6 protein-coding genes are annotated in these 19,794 nt (G+C 62.6%); 2 read left to right on the plus strand and 4 right to left on the minus strand.

What is annotated here, in order from left to right; translation table 11 throughout:
• Positions 1-18: 18 nt before the first annotated feature.
• The 4 genes from AT302_RS27850 to serB all read right to left on the minus strand — a co-directional run bounded on the left by AT302_RS27850 (position 19) and on the right by serB (position 7,779).
• Positions 19-873, minus strand: a complete 855-nt coding sequence (locus tag AT302_RS27850; protein WP_167365792.1) for a hypothetical protein — start codon at positions 871-873, stop codon at positions 19-21.
• Between the two features lie 667 nt (positions 874-1,540).
• Positions 1,541-3,172: a deaminase domain-containing protein gene (locus AT302_RS09695; RefSeq protein ID WP_167365793.1), complete on the minus strand. Its 1,632-nt coding sequence runs from the start codon at positions 3,170-3,172 to the stop codon at positions 1,541-1,543.
• Positions 3,173-3,417: 245 nt separating this feature from the next.
• Positions 3,418-6,603, minus strand: coding sequence for a hypothetical protein (locus AT302_RS09700; RefSeq protein ID WP_157125747.1), 3,186 nt, complete (start codon positions 6,601-6,603; stop codon positions 3,418-3,420).
• A 273-nt stretch (positions 6,604-6,876) separates the two neighbouring features.
• Entirely contained in the window at positions 6,877-7,779 is a 903-nt protein-coding gene (gene serB / locus AT302_RS09705; RefSeq protein ID WP_084656131.1) for a phosphoserine phosphatase SerB, read from the minus strand.
• A 1,097-nt stretch (positions 7,780-8,876) separates the two neighbouring features.
• Here serB and AT302_RS09710 point away from each other — a divergent pair.
• Both AT302_RS09710 and AT302_RS09715 read left to right on the plus strand, forming a co-directional pair.
• Entirely contained in the window at positions 8,877-14,120 is a 5,244-nt protein-coding gene (locus tag AT302_RS09710) for a hypothetical protein (RefSeq protein WP_157125748.1), read from the plus strand.
• Positions 14,075-19,777 (plus strand): hypothetical protein, encoded by a 5,703-nt coding sequence (locus tag AT302_RS09715; protein ID WP_157125749.1) that lies wholly within the window; start codon positions 14,075-14,077, stop codon positions 19,775-19,777. The genes AT302_RS09710 and AT302_RS09715 overlap by 46 nt, the downstream gene beginning before the upstream one ends.
• The last annotated feature ends 17 nt before the right edge of the window (positions 19,778-19,794 follow it).

Here is a 19,794-nt window from a genome sequence, read left to right on the forward strand (position 1 = left end):
GGAACCCCCGATTCAGCGTTATTGCTCTTTGTTGGTCGTCCGGATCGAACCGTCGGGTGCTTGAAATTGTGCGCTCGCGATCCGGCTTGATTCTCCCGCCTTCTTGCGTGACTGTCCGGACGTTGACGGTTCGCTCAGTTTCTTGTGGCGCGCTTCAACTTCTTCCGTCGTGGTCTTGCTACTCAGTTTGTCCTTCCTTTCCTGAAGTTGGGGCAAGGTCATACCCCGCGAATGCAGCAAGCGCTCCGCAATAACTTCGGTCGCGGCATCGCTTCGCGCGGTTATCACTCTCTCGGCCTTGGCTTCTGCGTCGGCTTCGACTTGCTTGGCCGCTTTTTTCCTGGCCGTTTCGTTGGCTAGCGCAAATGCTGCATAGCCCCCGCTTTGCGCCGTTAGCAGGGTCTGTTGCTTGGCTGCTTCCTTTATCGTCTGCGCATTGCGAATGACGGCCGAGGTCGTCGCCTGCGCCGCTTCTTTGACCACCTGCGCCGTCTGCGACAGGGTCTCCTCCAGTTTCGCCTCCGCTGCACGAGTCACCGCGATGGTCGACACCTCGGGCAGGGCTTGTCCGGCCTGATCGGCAACGTCGGACGTGCCCGCCACCGCGCGCCCGGCATCTGGCGAAACCATCTGACGATGTGCTGACTGTGCTGACAGCACGCGTGCTTCAAAGGCGTCGCGTTGCGCATGTTCGTCGGCATGCGGGTGAGCTCTCAGATGATCAACATACGTCTCGACTTCGGCTTCGATAATGGCGTCGATTGCCCCGCTACGCACTTCGAAGAGGCTGTTGCTGTAGCCCGGGCCGATATCCTGGAGGATGTCGCTGGCAATTTTCGAGGGGGGGTCTCCCCCGGCAGCACCTGTGACCATGCCGTCTGCACGGCCTCGATCACCATCTCGCGCAAAGCACGTTGTTCGTTGATGGTGACGTAAGGCATGATCTCGCGCAGACGTGTGCTCAGGTGATCGGCTTCCAGTTTGAGTACGACGTGCTCAGATATCGCTTCCCGAATGTGATCGATGACTTGCTCCACGGCATGAAGCGTCGTACTAATCGGGGGAATGGTCTGTCGGCGAGGGCGAAGCCGGAACGTCAGGATCATCGCCCCGAGTCGACCTTCGACCTGCCGAATTTCACGGTATGTCGGCATCAGATTATCGGCGCTCAGGCGGTTGAAGAGTGCCCGCCGGCAATCGTTGGGGACGCGTGGTGCGTTTAGCAATTCAACGAAAAAACTTGTCCCGCCCGCCGGCATTCTTATCAACAGTGACAGGACTTGCGCACGTGGGACGCCGGCGGCCAGCAATTCGTGCAGCAAGCTGGCCCACGCTTCGGCAAGCGGCTGGAGTTCGGAGGCGCGATGCCCGCTGAGCGAGATATACCTGCGACCTTCCACGCTCGACAGCGCATTGAGAATCGCCCGGCTGGAAACGATGTTGTCATTGAGAAGCCCGGCGACGAGTTGCACGTAGTCCACGTTCACCTGGAAGGCGAGTTCATCGGCCCCGCTGCCCTTGACGAAGTGCAGACCCACGGTCAACTCATGTAGCAACTCAGGGGTGAGTAACCGACGTGAAACCATGCGCATTGAGGCAACATCGCCGACCAAACGAAAGCCTCGCAGGTCGTTGGCCGTCGCCGCGACTTGCTGTAGTACGCGAATCGTCGTGTGCTGCTGTTCGCTACGGTCACACCATAGTCACGGTGGAAGACGAAATCGATAGATTGCCCGGTGCGCTCCTGAAGAATGGACAGGACGCTGGCGCATGAATCGCACGTGTCGAACAAGCTATTCATGTGGATGCTGGTGAAGATCGGACTGTCACGCGTGTCATGCACGACGACGTTGGTGATCGTCTGCTCGCAATCCCTGAGTCGGTTGATGGAAGATTGCGTCCTCACGCCCAGCGCGGGCAGGTTGATACGCACGTCATCCGTCTGGACGTCCGCATTTCGACGCCTGTGCCCGATACGGCGATTCGCGTCGACAAAGGTGATGCCGCCCAGCGTCACTTCATCGGCTTCACCCATTGCGGTGTGAATGTGCAATTCGACCGACACGGTGCGATGACTGCCGGATGTCGAGAAATACACCATCCGGCCGTGCTCGTTGGTGAACGTGGCGAACGCGATATTTCCGCCGTTCAATTGCCGCCGGAGATCGCCAATGCCCGCAGCACTACCGATGTTCCAGTTGTCACCGAGCGGGAAGACATGATCGCGACCGAGGATCGCCTGATAAATGACGACATCGTCGCTGTGTTCCGCCGCATTGAACTGCTGACGGCTGCGCAGGCTCGATTTGCACGTTTGCACATACTGCATTTGGGCGGACTCGGACGCCATTACCCTGAAGGTGGCGTCGCGTCTCGACATGTCTGGCGATAAATTCCCGGACACATGCGCCATAACGGTTCTGACCGTTTCGGTTGATGTCAGCATGAACGGCATTGCCTTCAGTTGACTCCTATGTTCGAGAAACAGATCGATGGAGCGTTTGTCGTCCGGCACCAGAGGGTCAAGTCGACGCATTGACGTCGTGGCGTGAGGCTCGCGCATGATGCTCCCCACGTAGATCATTCCCGGGTCCGCTTCGACGACGACATGCGGCGAAATGCCGCCAATTCGAAGCCCGTTGACGGTCTTCCGATACGGCAGACCCGTCACGATATCTTCGAGTAACACCGGGACGAGTTCGAGGCCTGCGGGTGGCGGGTACGGGGTACCGTCCATGCCGGCAGGGGGGGCCGGCAGATGCAGCGGGCGTGGTTCACCCGGCGTCCCCTTAATGAATTGATGAAACACCGGCCGGGAAGGTAACGCGAGCTTGCGAGCGTCTTTGGGACTCAGATGCGTGACCCGAAGGTCCCAATCTGACGCTTTCACATACTTGCCTTCGTTCACGAAGACCCCTTGCCAGGACTGCGTGCCCAATGTGCCGTCTGAGTGGACGGTGGCCGGAGCGAAAGCAACGCTGGAAATCGCGTCGGATGATTTTGAAGGATGATTGGCCGACGAGTGGCGCGCTCGGCCTGAGGAGACGCTCTTCGCTCCCGGTCTCTTTTCTTTTTCCGGGTCGGCGATGAGATCCGTCAGTCGCGGATGCGATTTGCTGGTGCGAAATTGCGGAAACGGTGGTCGAACGACTGACGCTTGCACCGGCGCCAAGTGCTGATTCGCACGGGAAGCACTGGCGGGGCGCAAGCGTACCCCGGCGATGCTGGCGGTGGGAGGCGTTTCAGGCGGTTGCGTCGATGTCCCCGGGCGGGGCGACGGGGGAGCACTGGCGGGCGGAGAAATCATGATTTTGCGCACGGTCGCGTCGAGTCGGTATTGACCGAGCGTGGCAAGTTGTCCGTTGCAGCACTTCCATCATTCGCTCACACGCCGTGTTCGTGAAGAATCCCCCGCCGTTAGCGAAAGCGCGTGTTGATCGTGCCGTCCGGGGTTTGGTACTGCGCCCCAGCTAAGCGGCTCGGGCCGGGCATTTCACGCGTCGCCGATGTCGAGGTCGACGCCAATGCCGATGTAGATGCCGATGTAGATGCAGATGTCGATGCCGCAGGTGCTCGCAACGCCCGCCAACGCCGTTCTAGTTGTGGCGTGGTGTTCTGTGCCGGTTGCGGCGTCGTGTTGTCGCGCAACCGCTGCCAGCGCTGCTCGAGTTGCGGTGTCGTCATCCCGCGCAGTTCAAGCAGGCGCCGTGCTGCCTCGGTGCTCCAAACGAAGCCGCGCGATGCGCTCTCTCTGTCGAGTCGCGAGGCCGTTTCTTGCTCAAGTCTCTCGGCGGTGCGTTTTTTCGATTCGGCTTGCACCTTGACGTACGCGGCGAGTCCTTTGACCTGTACGCTGTCGAGTGCCCGTTGCTTTACCTTTTGTCGAACGGCCTCTGCGTTGCGCCTTACCACCGTCGCTGCCACCGCGTCCGATGCGTCGGCGGCCTTCTGCGCCCCTCCCGCAGCTTGCGCGACGATGGCCACTTGGGCCGCTGCCCGCGCCGACGTGGTGGCGGCCGCGCCCTGTGCCACCAACGCTTCGGCTTGTGTGTCGACCGAGGGCATGGAAGTCGGGACGGATGTGCCGTCGGAGATCAATTGCCGATGGGCGGCCTTTGCACTGGCGACATGCGCCTGGAACGCTGTTTTCACCGCGTCCACATCGGCATCCGGGTTCGCACGAAGGAATTCGATATAGGCCGAGACTTCGACACGGATGATCGTGTCACGCGCCGCTTTGCGCGATCTGGCAAGGTCGCGACCGTAGCCGGGACCGATATCGTCGAGCACCTGTCGGGCAATTTCCGAGGGCGGGTGTTCGCCCGGCAATACTTTCTGCCATGCGTTCTGCACGACATTGCCGACCATCTCCCGCATGGCCTGCTGCTCACTGATCGTGACGGTGGGCATCAACTCGTGCAGACGGGTTCGCAGGCGATCGGCCTCCAGCCTGAGCAATACCTTTTCGGAAATTACGCGCCGAATGTCATCGATGACGGCCGGCACGCTGTGTTGCCCGAGCGCCATTTCGGGGGCTGGCTTCTGGTGAAGGCGCAGTCGAAACACAAGAATCGCCGCCCCCAGTGGCCCTTCGATGGCGCGTAAATCGTCAAACGACGGCATTAGGCGCTCCGCGTGCAAACGGTTCAGCAGCGCGCGTCGGCAATCGCTGGGCTCACGTGGTGCATTCAGGAGTTCAACAAGAAAACTAGCCTGATACGGTCCGCTTCTGCCCAGTAGTACGCGCAAAACGGGCTCACGTGAAACGCGCTTGTCCGCGATCTCGTGCATCAAATCCGCCCATGCGTGCGCCAGCGTTTCGAGTGCCGGCGCGCGATGCCCGAGCAGCGAGGCGTAGTTGAGCCCTGCTTCGCTCGACAGGGCGTTGAGCACGGCACGCGCGGGGAGCGTTTTCTCGCTGACCAGCCCGGCGAGCAGCCGCAAGTAGTCGACGTTGACGCGAAACGCGAGCTGATCGGCGTTGTCGCCGTGCGCGTAACGCAGACCGATTGCTAACGCCTGCAAGACTTCGGGCGTTAGCAATCGTCGCGCCGTCATGCACTTCGCCGCGGCGTCGTTCACCATGCCTTGCGCGCGCAACGCACTCGCCGTGGCAAGCAGCGTCTGCAATGTGCGAATGGTCCCGTCAGTGCTGCTCTCGGCAGACGCACCGTAATCCCGGTGATAAACGAAATCGACGGCGTGCCCCGTCAGTGTCTGAAGTATCGAGAGCGCGCTCGCGCATGAGTCGCACGTGTCGAGCAGGCTATTGAAGTGAATGCCGGTGACGATAGCCCGGTACCGCATGTCATGCACGATGGCGGCGGCGATCGTCTGCTCGGCATCTTTGAAGCGGGATGGCACGTCGCCCTTGCCCTCGCCAAGCACCGGCAGATCGACCAGGCCGGTGGTTTGTGTGCCGGGTGCGCTTTGCAATACGCGTTTCACGCGTCGTCTCGCGTCGACATAGGTAATGTCATTGATCGTTATCTCGTCGCCATCACCCATCGCTTCATGGATGTGCAGTGTCATCGTATCGAGGCGCCTGCCACCCGAGGTTGAGAAATACAGGACACGTCCATCCTCGCTGCCGAGCGCGGCGAACGCGAGGTTGCCCCCCTGCAAATGCGCCTTGAGATCGGTGATGCCCGCCGCATCGGCGAGGTTCCATTGACCGTCGACCGTGAAGACGTGATCCGGACCGAGAATCGTCCGGTAGACAAGCGCGTCGTCGACGTGCCTTGCGCCGTCGAACCTTTCGCGGCTGTCGATGCTGGTCTTGCATAGCTCGACATAGCGATGCTGCGCCTGTCCGGAGGTCAGTATCTTGAAGGCGATCGCCTGATCCCGGGCCGTCGGCGATGGGTGCTGCGATACGTGCTGCGAGACGTTGGCGAAGGTTGTCGCCGGGGCGAGTAGTTCCGGCAACACGCTCAACTGGTTTTTGTACTCAAGGTACAAATCGATGCAGCGTCGATCCATCGGCACCTTCGGGTCCAGACGACGCAGGTGTTTCGGGACGCCGCTGTTGCACATCGTGCTTGCCACGTAGAACTTGCGCGGCCCCACTTCGACAACGATATGGGGCGACGTCCCGCCAATACGGCAACCGGTCACGGTCTGCCGAAACGGTACGCCGTCGACAATATCTTCGAGCTCGACCTGGGTGAGCGAAAAGTCATTCAGTGAAGGGTATTGAGCGGCAGGGCGGTCGACGCCGGCGGGCGCGTCGCACGTTGGCAACGGGTGACTCGTCGGGGTGCCCACAATGGACCAGCGATAGACCGGCTTGGACGGAAGTGCCAGATGCTGGGCGCCCTTGTCGTCTAGGAGCGTCTTCTGGGCGTCTTGGCCCGTGACCTTTACGTATTTGCCGTCGTGGACAAAAAGGAGCTGCGGACGCGCCGAGCTGCCCGATGCTGCCGCAGGGAAGACGGCACCGGGCGTGATCGTGACCTGCGACACGAGGTTCACGACGTCCTTGACTGAGATCGACGGTGTCGCCGCGTCGGCGGGCTTGCTGCCTGTCGTCTTGACGACGAGAAAGTCCTTGAGTGCCGCGTGCGAGGTGCTCGCGCTCAGTTGGGGGTACGAATCTCGCAAGGTGGGCGGCTTTGCCGGCGTGCAGAACGAAGCCGTGCCCGTGGAACTTGGTGCACGCAATTTGACACGGCCGTGAGTACTCGTGTGCGGTGCCTCAGGACTGGCGGGCGGCGTCGCCGCAGGCGCCGACGTGCGGACAATGGACGAGGGATTCATGAACTTGCGCAAGCTCGCGTCGAAAGAGTGTCGAGCAAGCGTGGCAAGTTGTCCGCAGCGAAACTTTCATGATTCGCTCAGTGACCCCGAGTGTGGGAATGTGCCCGGCGTGCGGCGTCAGTCCTCGCGAAACAGCGACAGCAGCGCGTCGAGTCCCACATGATTGAACGCCACCGAGGCGCGCTCGCGCACCACTGGTTTGGCGCGGAATGCGACCGACAGTCCGGCAATCGCCATCATCTGCAAATCGTTCGAACCGTCGCCCATGACGATGGCTTGCGACGGCGTTGCGCCGAACTGTGCGGCGACTTCGGCAACCGTACGGGCTTTCACCTCGGCATTGACGATCTCTCCGATCACACGGCCGGTCAGCTTGCCGTCGACGATCTCCAGCGTGTTGGCGCGGGTGACATCCAGATTCAACCGGGCTTTCAGTCGATCGGTGAAGAACGTAAAGCCGCCCGAGACCAGTAGCGTCTTGATACCCAGCGCTTGCACGCCGCGCAGCATGTTTTCGGCACCCGGTGACAGTTGCAGGCGTTCCTCGTAGACCTTTTCCAGCGCGCCGGCATCCAGCCCCTTGAGCAGGGCGACGCGGCGCGTGAGGCTTTCGTTGAAGTCTTTGATCTCGCCGCGCATCGCGGCTTCGGTGATGGCCGAGACTTCGGCCTTCAGGCCGCAGTAATCGGCGATCTCGTCGATGCACTCGATCGTGATCAACGTCGAGTCCATGTCCATCGCCACCAGCTTGAAATCCGACAGGCGGCGTGCGCTGTCGACCAGCACGGCGTCGACACCATGCGTCTGCGCGAAGGCCGCCATGGCGGCACGCAGTGCCGGGGTGTCGGCGACATCGGCTACGCGTGCCACGCCCGGTGCGAACGTCGTGGCGGCGCCCGGAACGAGTGCGCGAATCGCATCTGCCGGCAGGGCGTTCGAAGAAGCGGGCGAACCGCCCGAATGGCCCACGTGGGCAGCGTGGGGCGAAGTGGCGCCCAGAATGACGAGATCGTTGGCCATCTTGAAAGGGAGAGTCCGGCGAAATTTCGGAAACAGGCACCTGCCGACCCACAAGCCGTGTCTTGGGGCTTTTATCGGGCTTACGGCAGGCGCGACCGACATTCTACCGGGTTGACGGCCCGGGAGTCCCGAACCTGGGACGATCGTGCGAGCCGACGGCGCCAGTGCCCCGGTTTTGCGCTTTTCAGCCAAGCGCCTTGGGGTTTGCCGCAAAGCCCGCCTCGCACCTTACGCACGCGTCGCGATGAGCGAAACGTGACAGCGCTGTCGCCGGTGCCCGCCAGAGAATCCGAGTCGAATTTCATCCACCCAAGCGTGACGCGGCGCATGTCGAAAGGGGCGGGCCAACCCACTTGCCGGAAGCTCATATGCGAATCGATTCGGGAGGCCGTCCTCCCTGGCAATTGCATGGCGACGAGGTATCTGCGCACGCGGCGTCTCGCCTGCGGCAATGCTGGCAGGCGAAGACCCAGCGACTGTGCCCCCTCTCCGTGCATCACCTGGAGTGGCGTGCTCAGGTCGCGTACTGCCTGCTGGCAAAACCCACTTGCTGGGGGGTACTCGGGGCGATGCTTGCGCCGCGCCTGTTGGCGGGTGACCACCGGCTTCCCGTTTCCGGTGTGCTGGAAATTGTCGACACCTCGGGTGTCAGTCTCGAGCATCTGAACATTCCCGCGCCATGCGATGGCGTGCGCCATGCCAGCGAGATGCAGTGGCCGCTTTGCCGCGACGGTGCAAACTTTGGCGTGTGGCGAGGCGGGACCGTCGACTGGGCCGGCGAAGGGCGGCCCTACGGGGGGCTGTGCCACGCGCTGATTGCGTCGGCTAACGGCGGCCGCGTCGCCAACGTCAGTGACGATGACGTCCTGCCGATGATCGAGTCGCTGCCGGCGATCGTTTGCGACGCGCCGGACACGGCCGCCGCGTTATGGGACGAACTTATGGGCAGCGGTCTTGCCGACGAGCGCCCCCATCATGGCCTGATGCCTGTGTGGGCGATGTGCCGGCGTGGCGTGTTGTGGGCGGCCGGGGGCGTGGCCGCATACACGGTGGCTCATGCGGGATCGCCGATACTGGGCGCAGTCGCCGCTGGGACATTGCAGGCCGCCGTGCTCGGCGAGGCGATCGGTCAATTGAGCCGTACCGGTGCCGATCCGGACGAGCGACGCAAATTCGTCGCGGCGCTGGTGCTGGCATTGCCTTCGTTGGCCCGGGCGGATATCGACGCGTTGATGTCGCAGATTGACGGTGCCGACCCACGACTCGATTTCTTCCATCTGACCGGCGCGATCCGCCGCCGACTCGACACGCGTCGTCCGGAGCAGACGCCGGCTGACGTGATCGCCAGACTGTCCTTGCGCGATTTCGAACGCGCAGCCCACGAGAATAGGCGGCGCACGACGCCCCCCGAGCATTTTCGCAGTGAGCAGATATTGAGCGCACTGCTGGCGCTGGCGCATGCGAGCGGCGTACTGTCTCCTTGGGGACGCGCATTGGAAATCTCCACAGAACCTTATGGCAAACGCGTCGCGACATGGAATGCGCAACTCGACGCGTGGGATCGGCAAGCGTTCGGTCTGAGCCACTCGGTCACGCCCGCTACCGCCTTGCCGCGCGCCCCCGTCAAATGTCCCGACGAGGCCGGCATCGTGTCGGCATCCGTCGTCCCGCCGGCAAATCAGAGCCGAGTATCGGCACCCGATCCCCGGCCCGATTCGCCTGGGCGGGCTGCGCGCATGTGGCCACACGCTGAAGCGCGCCACGTGAACCTGGTCAGTGCCGGTAACGCACGCAACGGCGAAGGGCATGGCCTGCTGCCGGGCGTCATGGCCGAGATGGATGATGTGATCGAGATGGTGAGCCGAGGCGATGCCCGGAAAATGTCGGCCGACCCCAGCGATCCGCTGCTCGATAGCGGCGTGGCGATTGCCTCGTGGGGCGTGGGCGCCGCGGTAAGGGCCGGCGTGCAATCCCGTACCGTGCATGTCGCCGGCATCGGATTGAGTGTGACGGCGACGCTTGTGGTCCTGCGTTACGTCTACGAATGGTGCAGGACGTGGCTCGGCAATGCGCCCGATATCGAAGCGCTGCCCGTCAGCGAAGCGCAAGCGGCCGGCCAGATCACGCTGTCGTCGTACGATCTGCGCAATCGCTTCGACCTGGAGCAGATACTCACGTTGACCGAATGGCTGGCGGTGAACAACAGCGACAGCGCGATTCGTCAAACGGCGGCGACATACATGGACACCCTGGTGACCAGTGTTCTCGCGCATCGCCTCAACCTGACCCGTGACGCCGCCGCGCTGTTTCCGGCGAATGCCAATATTTCCGTCACATTCCGGGAGGTGTCGTTTCTCTCCTTGGGCTACGCCACAGGCGGCGCGGCCGCCAGTCTGACCCGCCAGCAGAATTTCACGCTCCAGGAGATTGCCGTTGGCCGGCACTATCTGGATGAATTCATGAAGCTCGGTGGCGTCCGGCATGTCGTCTCCGTGCGCCCGGCGGACGACACGCCGAATGTCCGCAGGTTTCTCGAGAAGGTCAACACCGACGCGTTCCGGCAGGAACTTCACGATGCCGATGTCTTGCGGCTGGAGGTGTTGAGCCGGTCGCCTCAGGCGCTCTCCGCGTTCTCGCTCTATATCGGAACACGCATCTATGGGCTGCTGTGGCGGGCGCTGTCTGCCGAAGGCATCCCGGCGTGGGCCGCTTCACTCGGCGAGAGTGCGTTTCAACGGCGAGCGGGCGCGCCTCAACCCCGACTGGTGACGTTTCAGGGCAATGTCGTAGCCGGCATGCTCGCCTTGCGTAAGTCCGACGGCAATGCGGCCCTGCTGCTGTCGGTGCGGCACGGCGAGTGGCTATGGTGGCAACGCGAGACCGCCGCGCACGAGCCATTCCAGACGTTCATGAAGCGGCATCTGACACTACGGGAACAGACGCTGATCGATCGTCCCTTTCGAATAAACGCCCTTCAGTTTCAATTCGCAGAGCCGTACGGGCCGGTGGACGTCGACCCGGCGGAATCGTTGCCGCGGACGCCGCGCACCTGGTACGAAACGATAGGGGCGCTCTTCGGCCGCGATTTCGATTTCCGGGGTAATCAGACGCTGGAGTACGCCCTGTGGGACGCAGAAATTAGATCGTTGCGCGAGAACATGGACGTCACGATCGTGACGCACGAGTGGCGTGATCACCGCGACCGGACGGAGCTGGCACGCGCGATGCTGCAAGGGACGACAGGCACCCTGTTTCCCTTGTTGTTCGGCGCATTTCCGCTTGCCCCGTGGGTCGTGCCGACGGTTCTTGCCGGGGGGGCAGCGGCGGGCGCGGTCAATCTCGTGATGATCGTGAAAAGTGCGTCTCATGGCGATCTGGCGCGTTTGCGCCGCGCGCACCATGACTTCAAATTCGGTGCTGTGATGATGTTCATCCACGGGTTGCCGATCGGCACGCCGGTGGAGCGGGTGTGCCGGGCCGTATTCACCTACGTCGGTACGGCGTCCCGGGAACTCACCCGGCAGGCGGATGAGGTCATCAGAACATCGCTCATTGTCGAGTCCACCGAACTCGAATGGGTGGAACGCGCCAGGGCGCTGGCGGTGCATGTGGCGGCCCACGGAGAGACAACGCAATTGAAGCAAGAGCGGCCGTGGGACACGATGGTCCGGTTGCGATCGGGGGGCGAGACTGCCATTTACAGGACGATGACGATCTCCGGCCGTGCCGCAAGCGGAGAAGCGCAGGCAGTGCTGGGAGGGTTCCCCCTCAGGGTAGAGACGCAGGACCAGCTCCTGCGTTTGCCGAAGGGCTACCTGTTCGCCATCGCGAATACGACGGGATCGATGTCCTTTACCGGTGTGACGTATGGCGGTGGCGTGGTTTTCGGCAAGTGCACCGACGCGGGCAATACCGCCGTTCGTCCGATATTCAGGCGCTTCGATTTTGGTACTGCCGATGCAATGACGTTTCTCGATGGCGGGTGCGTGGAATTCCGGGGCGTGCCCGTCGACGTTCTTATTGAGGAAACACTTCGGCAACGCCTGCCGCCACTGGCGTTGCCCGCGTTGGAAGCGATGCCGCCTCTGGGAGGGCGGTCTTGCCGGCCGATGACGGCGAGATCGGAGACGACGCAGTCGACGCCTCGTGCATCGGTGCCGCCACCGGACGACCCCGTAACGCAAAACCGGTCAATTGTTCTGACGCGTTGGTCCAATGAGTTCTCGCAAGACTGGCAACGCGGTGCGGTGTCGTACGAGACGTCCCGCCGTTGGGCCGACATCGTGAGCCGATGGCGAGCGAATTGCGACGATGCGAGCCGGCAACGACTGCCGGTCGGTGCTAAGGCGTTGACGGTCATCGACTATCGGGCGCATGCCACGATGGCGGAGGCAGACTTGCTGCCGACGGTAAAGGCCATTCGGGATTCATGGTACATGCCCGAGTTCACCGAAGCCTTGGCGGACGTGATGGCCCGTGTGGAAAGTGGTTTGATGCTCTGGCACCTGCCGCGGGTGGCACCGAACTTTAAGGCGTTGATTCTGATGCGGTTGCAAGGTGAGCCCCTGTGCCTGGCTCACCTTGCGGAGGTCGATCCACCGGGCACTCACCCGCCCCATACTGCCGCGTTGGAAGGGGTCGTAGGGCTGCGTCGCGGTGAGTTCCATCTGATGTTTTCGCTACGCACAGGCGAGGTGCTGACATGGACGGGCAGCGCCAGGGTCAGAGGGCGGGGCGCGTTGCAGAACTTCATTGCGCGGCACCTGAGCGAGCGCGACGTTGCCGAGTATTCAGAAGTCCTGGCCGAGAGCGGCGGGTTGCATGTGGGCGAGAGCAAGATCCACGTCAGTCTTGTCGCCAGCCAGGACGCGCACACGACGCTCGCGCACGCCATGCGCGATTGGCTGCTCTCAGACGTGCCATGCCGCGCACGCACGCATGCCCGGGCGCGATGCGCACGCATCGAGAAAGACGACGACATGCTCTATCTCGTGGCCTACGCGGCGAATGTGTTGCCGCAATACCGCCGGGACGCACTAGTGAGCGCGGTGCAGCGAATCGTCGGCCCCGGCAGTGAACGGCGTATTCGATTGCCGCAGCGTTACCGGGACGCCCCCGATGGCGTCGAGCCGCAGGTCAATCCCGACTTGCCGTTTGCGCACTTCCTCGGAGTGTCGATCCGGGATTTCGCTGCCGACATTTTCGGGCCGGTCAATGGTACGGCAACCCCCGATCTGGCAAGCCAGCTGGCGGTGCGCTTCATGCAGACACGACTGCCGCATTACGTCTCGCATGTGGCACATCGCGATGTGGCCCAGCTTGTCGGTTCAGGTGCGGGGAACGCGACCTTCGGCAACGCGTTGCTGGCCGCAAGCCGCCCGTTTTGTAGCGGGAGATTTGCTGCTGTGGCGAATGTTCTGCTCGATGATGTGCTGTCGGTTGCCGACAGGAAGGGCGAACTTGTCAACATCACCGATCTCGACGCGCTGATGGCCATTCCAGCCGGATACCGGGTGTTTCTTGCCGATCCGTCCGTTCTCCGGCGCGGACCGGACATCCTGTCCGATATGGTGAGCCTCGGCGCGGGGGCAATGGCGGCGTGGCGCCGCAGTGCGTTCCTTGATGTGCCGCCTCCGGTATATGACCGTGTCGATCTGACAACGCCAAACGAGCTGATGTCTTTCGTCAATGGCAGCTTTCAACTGGCGAGTGGCCGGGCCGTCGGTGTATGGGCTGAGAAGAACACGCCGGGCTTGTACGCCGACCCAAGGTTCCCCCGCGAGCGTGAAGGGGAGGTGGATGGGAGTGAACTGCTGGGCAATCTGACCCGGCTCACGTCGGTGAGCGATGCCTTGCGTCACGGGGTCAAACCGAATCTGACCTCATTGCTGCCCGATGTCCGAGCGGTGATGGAACATCACTTCGCCACGGACATTCGGTACCGGCTTGTCCTGTCCTGGTCTGACCCTTTGCAACGCAAACCTCACACCAACATCGCATTGACCGGGGTGGCGGGGCGGCGCCTGCAACGCAGTCCGGCATCTTGCCGGGTGGTTGTGGATTTGTTTGCGATCTACGTGCTAGGTAGCCAATTCGGCGTGTCGAGCGTGGGGTATGTCGTCAGCGAAGCCGCGTGGCAGCGCGAATACCTGAAGTACGCCGGCGATCGTTGCATCAAGTACATCGACTTCGACGATATGGCCGCAGCCGTCGCGGCAGCCGCGACCTACTGCGCCAGTCCCGGCGTGCAACCTGACGAACGTCAGTCGAGGGCGTTTCTTCTGCACGCCCCCAGATGGACGAATCCTTTACAACCGGGCTGGCATCAGCGCCAACAATGAACCCTACACGTATTGAAACGGGAGCCCCCGCGCTCTGGCAAATGCAGGCGACGGAGGTGCCAGCCGATGCGGCTTCGCGTCTGCGTCAGCGCTGGGCCGCGCAGGCAAATCACATGGCGTTTTCGCCCGTGCACGGTATGGAATGGCGGGCACAGGTCGTATTCCGACTGCTGGCACAACCCGAGCATTGGGGGGCGCTCGGGGCGATATTAGGTCCTCGGTTGCTGGCGGAGTGCGGCCGGTTTGGTGTTTCGGGCGTGTTGGAAATCCTCGACGCGTCGGGGGCGCAAAGGGAGCGTCTGGATATCGCCGCCCCGCGCGATGGTGCCGTGATTGCACTCGACTCGCCCATACGGATCTGCCGCGACGGTGCACGCTTCGGCGTCTGGCGGGAGGGCGGCGTCGAATGGCCCGGCGAAGGGAAGTCTTACGGTGGTCTGTGTCACGCGTTGATGGCCGCTGTGTCGCGAGGCAGCGTGGATGACGTCAGCGATGAGTCTGTCAGACCGATGATCGAGTCGATACCGGCACTCGTCTGTGACGCACCAAATGCCGCCGCCATGCTCTGGCACGAGTTGATGGACAACGTTACCTGCACCGGTACCGACGGGGCGGAGCGGCCCAAATTCGCGGCGGCGCTGGCCCTGGCATTGCCGATGATGGGGCCGTCGGAAATCGAAACCTTGATGACGAAGCTGGAGGGGGCGGACGCCCGAATCGACTTCTTTCACCTGACTGGCGCGATTCGCCGTCGGCTGGACGCGCGGCGCTCCGGTCAGACGGTGGCCGACGTGATCACCCGGTTCCGCATTCGGGACTTGGAACGGGCGGCGCGCGAGAACGCACGGCGAGAACCCGATCTTGCGTGCGGTAAGGCAGTGCTTGAAACGCTGCTAGAACTGGCGAGTCAATGCGGCGTGCTCGACCCTTGGCGCGGCACTCAGGAAGCCGCACGCCAAAGTCGACGCATCGAAGCATGGGACGACACGTTGTACGAGTGGGACCGGCAGACGTGGCGGCGTGCCGTAGCGACGCCGCCTGCACCTGCGCCAGCACCATCGGCCCCGGCACGCCTCGGCCACGCCATTCCCTCCAAGGCACCGACAGATCAGGTGCCGTTTGCGGTACCCGGCACAGCGCATGCTAAACCGTGGCCGTTGAGCGTGATCAAGCCAGTCCGGCACGCCGCACGCAACGACTTGACGCCTGCCACGGCAGGGGGCGTGTTCGCGTTGCCAGCGCCTGCCGATCACGCTGCCGAAGCCGCGATCGATGCAGGCGCCCCCTTGCTGGGGGCAGGGACGTTGATTGCCTCATGGACATTGGGCCGGGCGCTGCGTGTCGGGATGAACGCTCGCACGGTGCAGACGGGGGGCGTAGCCTTCGGCGTTATGGGCGTGCTCGCGGTGGCCCGATATGCCTACGATTGCGCGAAGGCGTGGGTGGGACATGAAGCTAGCCACGTGTCCGCCCCCGATCATGCGCCTACGGCATTACCCGAGAGCGCCAGGCCGCCACGACAAACGCTGCGTGAGGCACTGGACCTGAGTCAGCTGCTGACACTGGATGCCTGGATGACGTGGGATCACGCGGCAGAAACGTATGCCCGAGGCGTTAGCGCTTATACCGAATCGCTGATCCGCGAGGTGCTCGAGCAGCGTGGCACTGTGCCGTCGAACCTCACGGCGCTGTTGGAGCAGCGAGCGACGGTGACTTACCGGTCGGTGCCGTTTCTCGTGATGGGCAATGCGCATGGCGTGCCGTTCATGACCTACCCGGAGCGCGAGCAGATATCGCTGCGCGACATTGCACTTGGGTCCCACTACCAGAAAGAATCGCTGAAGCTCGGCGCGATCAAGGAGGTCAGGTCGGTGACGGCGAGCGACGGCAACCCGGACGTCATCCGTTTTCTGAGCGAGGTCGACAACGATGCCTTCCGGCAAGCCCTATACGACGAGGACATCGCACATCTGTCGCAGTTGGAACAGGCCACCGACGCGATCTCGGCATTCGGGCACTACGTCAACTCCCGGGCGTTTACTACGATCTTGGAGGCGCGGTCGTCCAACAACACCCCCAAATGGGCAACCGACATCGTGAAGCAAGCGGCGGCCGAAGGGGAGCGAGGGAACAGCTTGCGGTTGTTGACGTTCCACAAAAAAGTGATGCCCGGCCTGCTGGCGGCGCGGCACAACAGCGGTGAAAGCGCCTTGCTGCTGTCGCTCAAGAGCGGCACTTGGTTCTGGTGGGATCGAACGGTGGAGCGAGGCTTACCCTTCCGGGAGTTCATGGCCAGTCACCTGTCGGCGCGCGATCTCGCCAAGCTGGACAGCCCGATACACATCAGTGATATCCAGTTCCGAATTGGCCGGGATTTCAGCCCGTCGTCGATGCACGGGTGGGGGCCAAGGGCAGGTGGCCCGGTCGGACTGTGGTTTGCCGATTCCGCGACCCGTCGAGAGATGTATGTGCCCGACTTCGAGTTTCATTCGAGCCAATCGATCAGGGACGAGTTGTGGCAGGCGGAAGTCCGCACGGTCCGCGAAAACATGGACATGCGCGTTGTCACTAAATCCTGGCGCGAGCGCCGTGACCGTACCGCCATACAGCACGCCATGCTGCAAGGTTCAGGCGTTTTCTTCCCATTGCTCTTCGGCGCGTTCCCCTTGTCGTTTTGGGTGTCCCCAGCCGCGTTTGGTGCTGGGGTGACGACGAGCTTCGCCAACCTGATGCTGATTTCGACCGGAGCCGCGGATGTGGATCTGGAGGGTTTGCGCAAAGCGCAGCACGACATGAAATTGGGCACGCTGATGATGTTCGTGCACCTCTTGCCCGTCGGCGCACCGGAGTGGCGGATCTTCAGGGCGGCGTTTGGATACACGCTGGCGGCATCGGGCAGTTTGCTGCGCAGGAGCCATGCCATTGTCGACGTCGTGCCGCCTCACTTCATCGCCGAACGGCGTGCCATGGTGCAGAGCCTCGTCGGGATTGCAGACATGCATGTGCCGGACAACGCAACACCGAGTGAGGATCCCCCACGGCCGTGGGATGTCATCGCCCATGTGCGAGCGGCGTATACCGAGAGACGCGACACCGGTGAGCGTCGGACGGGGGGCATCAGCAACCGTAACGTCGCTCGTTTCCTGGGGCTGCGGCGCGCGCCGGTCACGACGCGCGATGAACTGTTGCGACTGCCCGAGGGTTACGCCCTCGCATTGGCGGACGAACTCGGCACCATGTTCTTCGCGGGGATGACCTGCGGCGGCGGCCGGGTGGTGGGCAGCAGCACCGATCCCGCCATCGTGGCGTTGCCGACCGATTTTTCCGTCGTCGATTTCGGCAGTACGCATGCCGGCGTCCTGACGTTTCATCAGAACGACAGCGTAGAGATCGCCGGCAATATGCTCTCGATGTTCATCGACGAAACGATTCGGGAGCGGGTGCCGGCGGTACCGATATTCGGGGCAGACCTTAGACGCCCCATGGCACCGCCAGCACCCGTGGACACGAATGCGACGTCGCCTGCACCGGTGACTATTCTGCAGCCGCCCGCCAATGTGACCGTGCCTGAAGCCTACGTGCCGTGGCGCGACATCGTGGACCAGTGGCGAGGCAATCGGTCCAGCGTGCCGTTGCGCACGACGGACCGGATCGCGCCGTATAAGGTGCTTGAATTCCGGAACGTGATTTTCAGGCGCTGGAATAAAGCCGGATTCAAGGAGGCATTGTCCGATGTGCTCGCACGCGTCGAGACAGGCGTGCTGCTTTGGCACCTGCCGTTTCTTGATACGCAGAGCCGGGCACTGGCACTACGACGTCTTCAGGGGGATGAGCCGCTTCGTACGGCACGCTTGCATGACGCGACCCTGTATGGCGTGGTGGCGTTGAGTGGGGAGGAGAAACTGAGCGATGCAGAAGTATTGGACGGGACTCGCAACTACCTGCTGGTGTCGTTGATTACAGGCGACGTGCTCGGATGGAAGGGCAACCTGACGATCAAGGGGCAGCAAGCCTTGCAGGCATTCATCAGGCCGCATCTTAGCGAGCACGGGCTCTGGATGTACAAGAACTCGTTGAACGAAGATGGCGAGCTTCCCGGCGTGCCCACCGATGCCAGTCCTGATCCTCTGGCTGCCGTTGCGTTCATGAACCGTCTTGGCGGGCATGACGATATGGTGAGCGACCTGCACAATCGAATTTTCTGGGATCTGCACTGCCGGGCCAGCGACGTCGATGCCTGCAAGCAGGACCATCGCGCGCACGACATGCTATTTCTGGTGGGCTATGCCGCCAGTGTTTTATCGATGGACGACGCGCAAAAGCTGACACGTGCGGTGCGCGCGCTCCTGAGACCGAGAGCATCCGACAATCCGTTTGCGTCACCCCGCGAGGACACCAGTGCAGAGTCCGCGCACACCCGATGGACGGGGCCTGACCTCTCGCTGGCGCATTCCATTGGGCTCACGGCGCGCGAAGCGGCCGCCGCCAATGGTAAGTACCCGTTGGCCGACGAGACACCCGATGATGCGATGTTGCACGCGATCAACCTTATCGACGCCCAATTGACGCCTTACACCACAGGCATTGCCCGTGGCGAGATGGCGGGGCTCGTCGAATGGGGGCTGAACAGCAGCACGTTCGGCAGGGCGCTGCTCAACGCGAGTTTTTATCTGGAGGGGGCAGACAGGTTTTCGGCGGTGATTGACACCATCGGAGACGCGATGCCGATTCGTGTCGACGGGTACACGTCCGGGAGCTTCCGGCGCGGGCTGATTCAGATCACGGACGAGCGGTCGCTTGCCGCCGTCCCGTCGGGCTATCGCCTTTTTTTGACCAGCCCGCTGGAGGACCACTACGACGTGCATGTGTGGTACGAGATGTTCAGCCTCGGGCAGGGTGTCGTGGCGGGGTGGCCGAGAATCTTCGAAAATGGCGGCGTTCCCACCCGTCTGGAGGAAATCAATCTGTTGAAAAACAACACGTTGATTACGTTTAGTCACGACGGCGTGAAATTGAACGACGGTTCGAGCGTCTCCTTGTGTGCGGAAGGACTCACGCCGGGTATTCATGCCGAGCCCCGTTGCTTGCCCGCGGGCAATGGCGCCGTGGATGGCGCGCTGCTGGAGCGGGAGATCGTGGCGCTGCCGTCCGTGCTTACCGCGATCCAGGGGTATTCGAATGGCGCCGATGTCGTGCTGCTGGAAGCGATTCATTCAGAGATGCGACGGTTCAACGTGACGAACATTCAGTACCGTGTCGTGCTCTCGTGGTTGCACGCCAACCAGTTCAAACCCGATTGGTTGCTTGCGCTGGTGGGCGATGCTGAAAAACCTCTCCGTCGAAGCGAGACGCCTTGCCGGCTCGTGGTCGACATTTTCGCGAGTCGCGCATTGCCCGAAACCCCTCATCCTCCCTATTTCGGCTATGTCGTGAGCGAAGCGCAGTGGCAAGCGGCGTATGCCGCGCGTGCGGGCAAGCGCCATATCAAGTACGTGGATTACCTCACGATTGAAGGTGCCTTGAACGCGGCGCCGACGTTTTCCGATACGCGGGGCGTGTTGCCGTTTGACTACCACGAGAATGCGCTGCTGCTGCACACGCCGCCATGGCCGAACTTTCCGCCGCCGGGGTGGCACCCGAGGGAGAGCTTCAGGTGAGTCGGGCTGGCGTCCTC

The organism is Pandoraea norimbergensis (assembly GCF_001465545.3).
Taxonomy (GTDB): Bacteria; Pseudomonadota; Gammaproteobacteria; order Burkholderiales; family Burkholderiaceae; genus Pandoraea; species Pandoraea norimbergensis.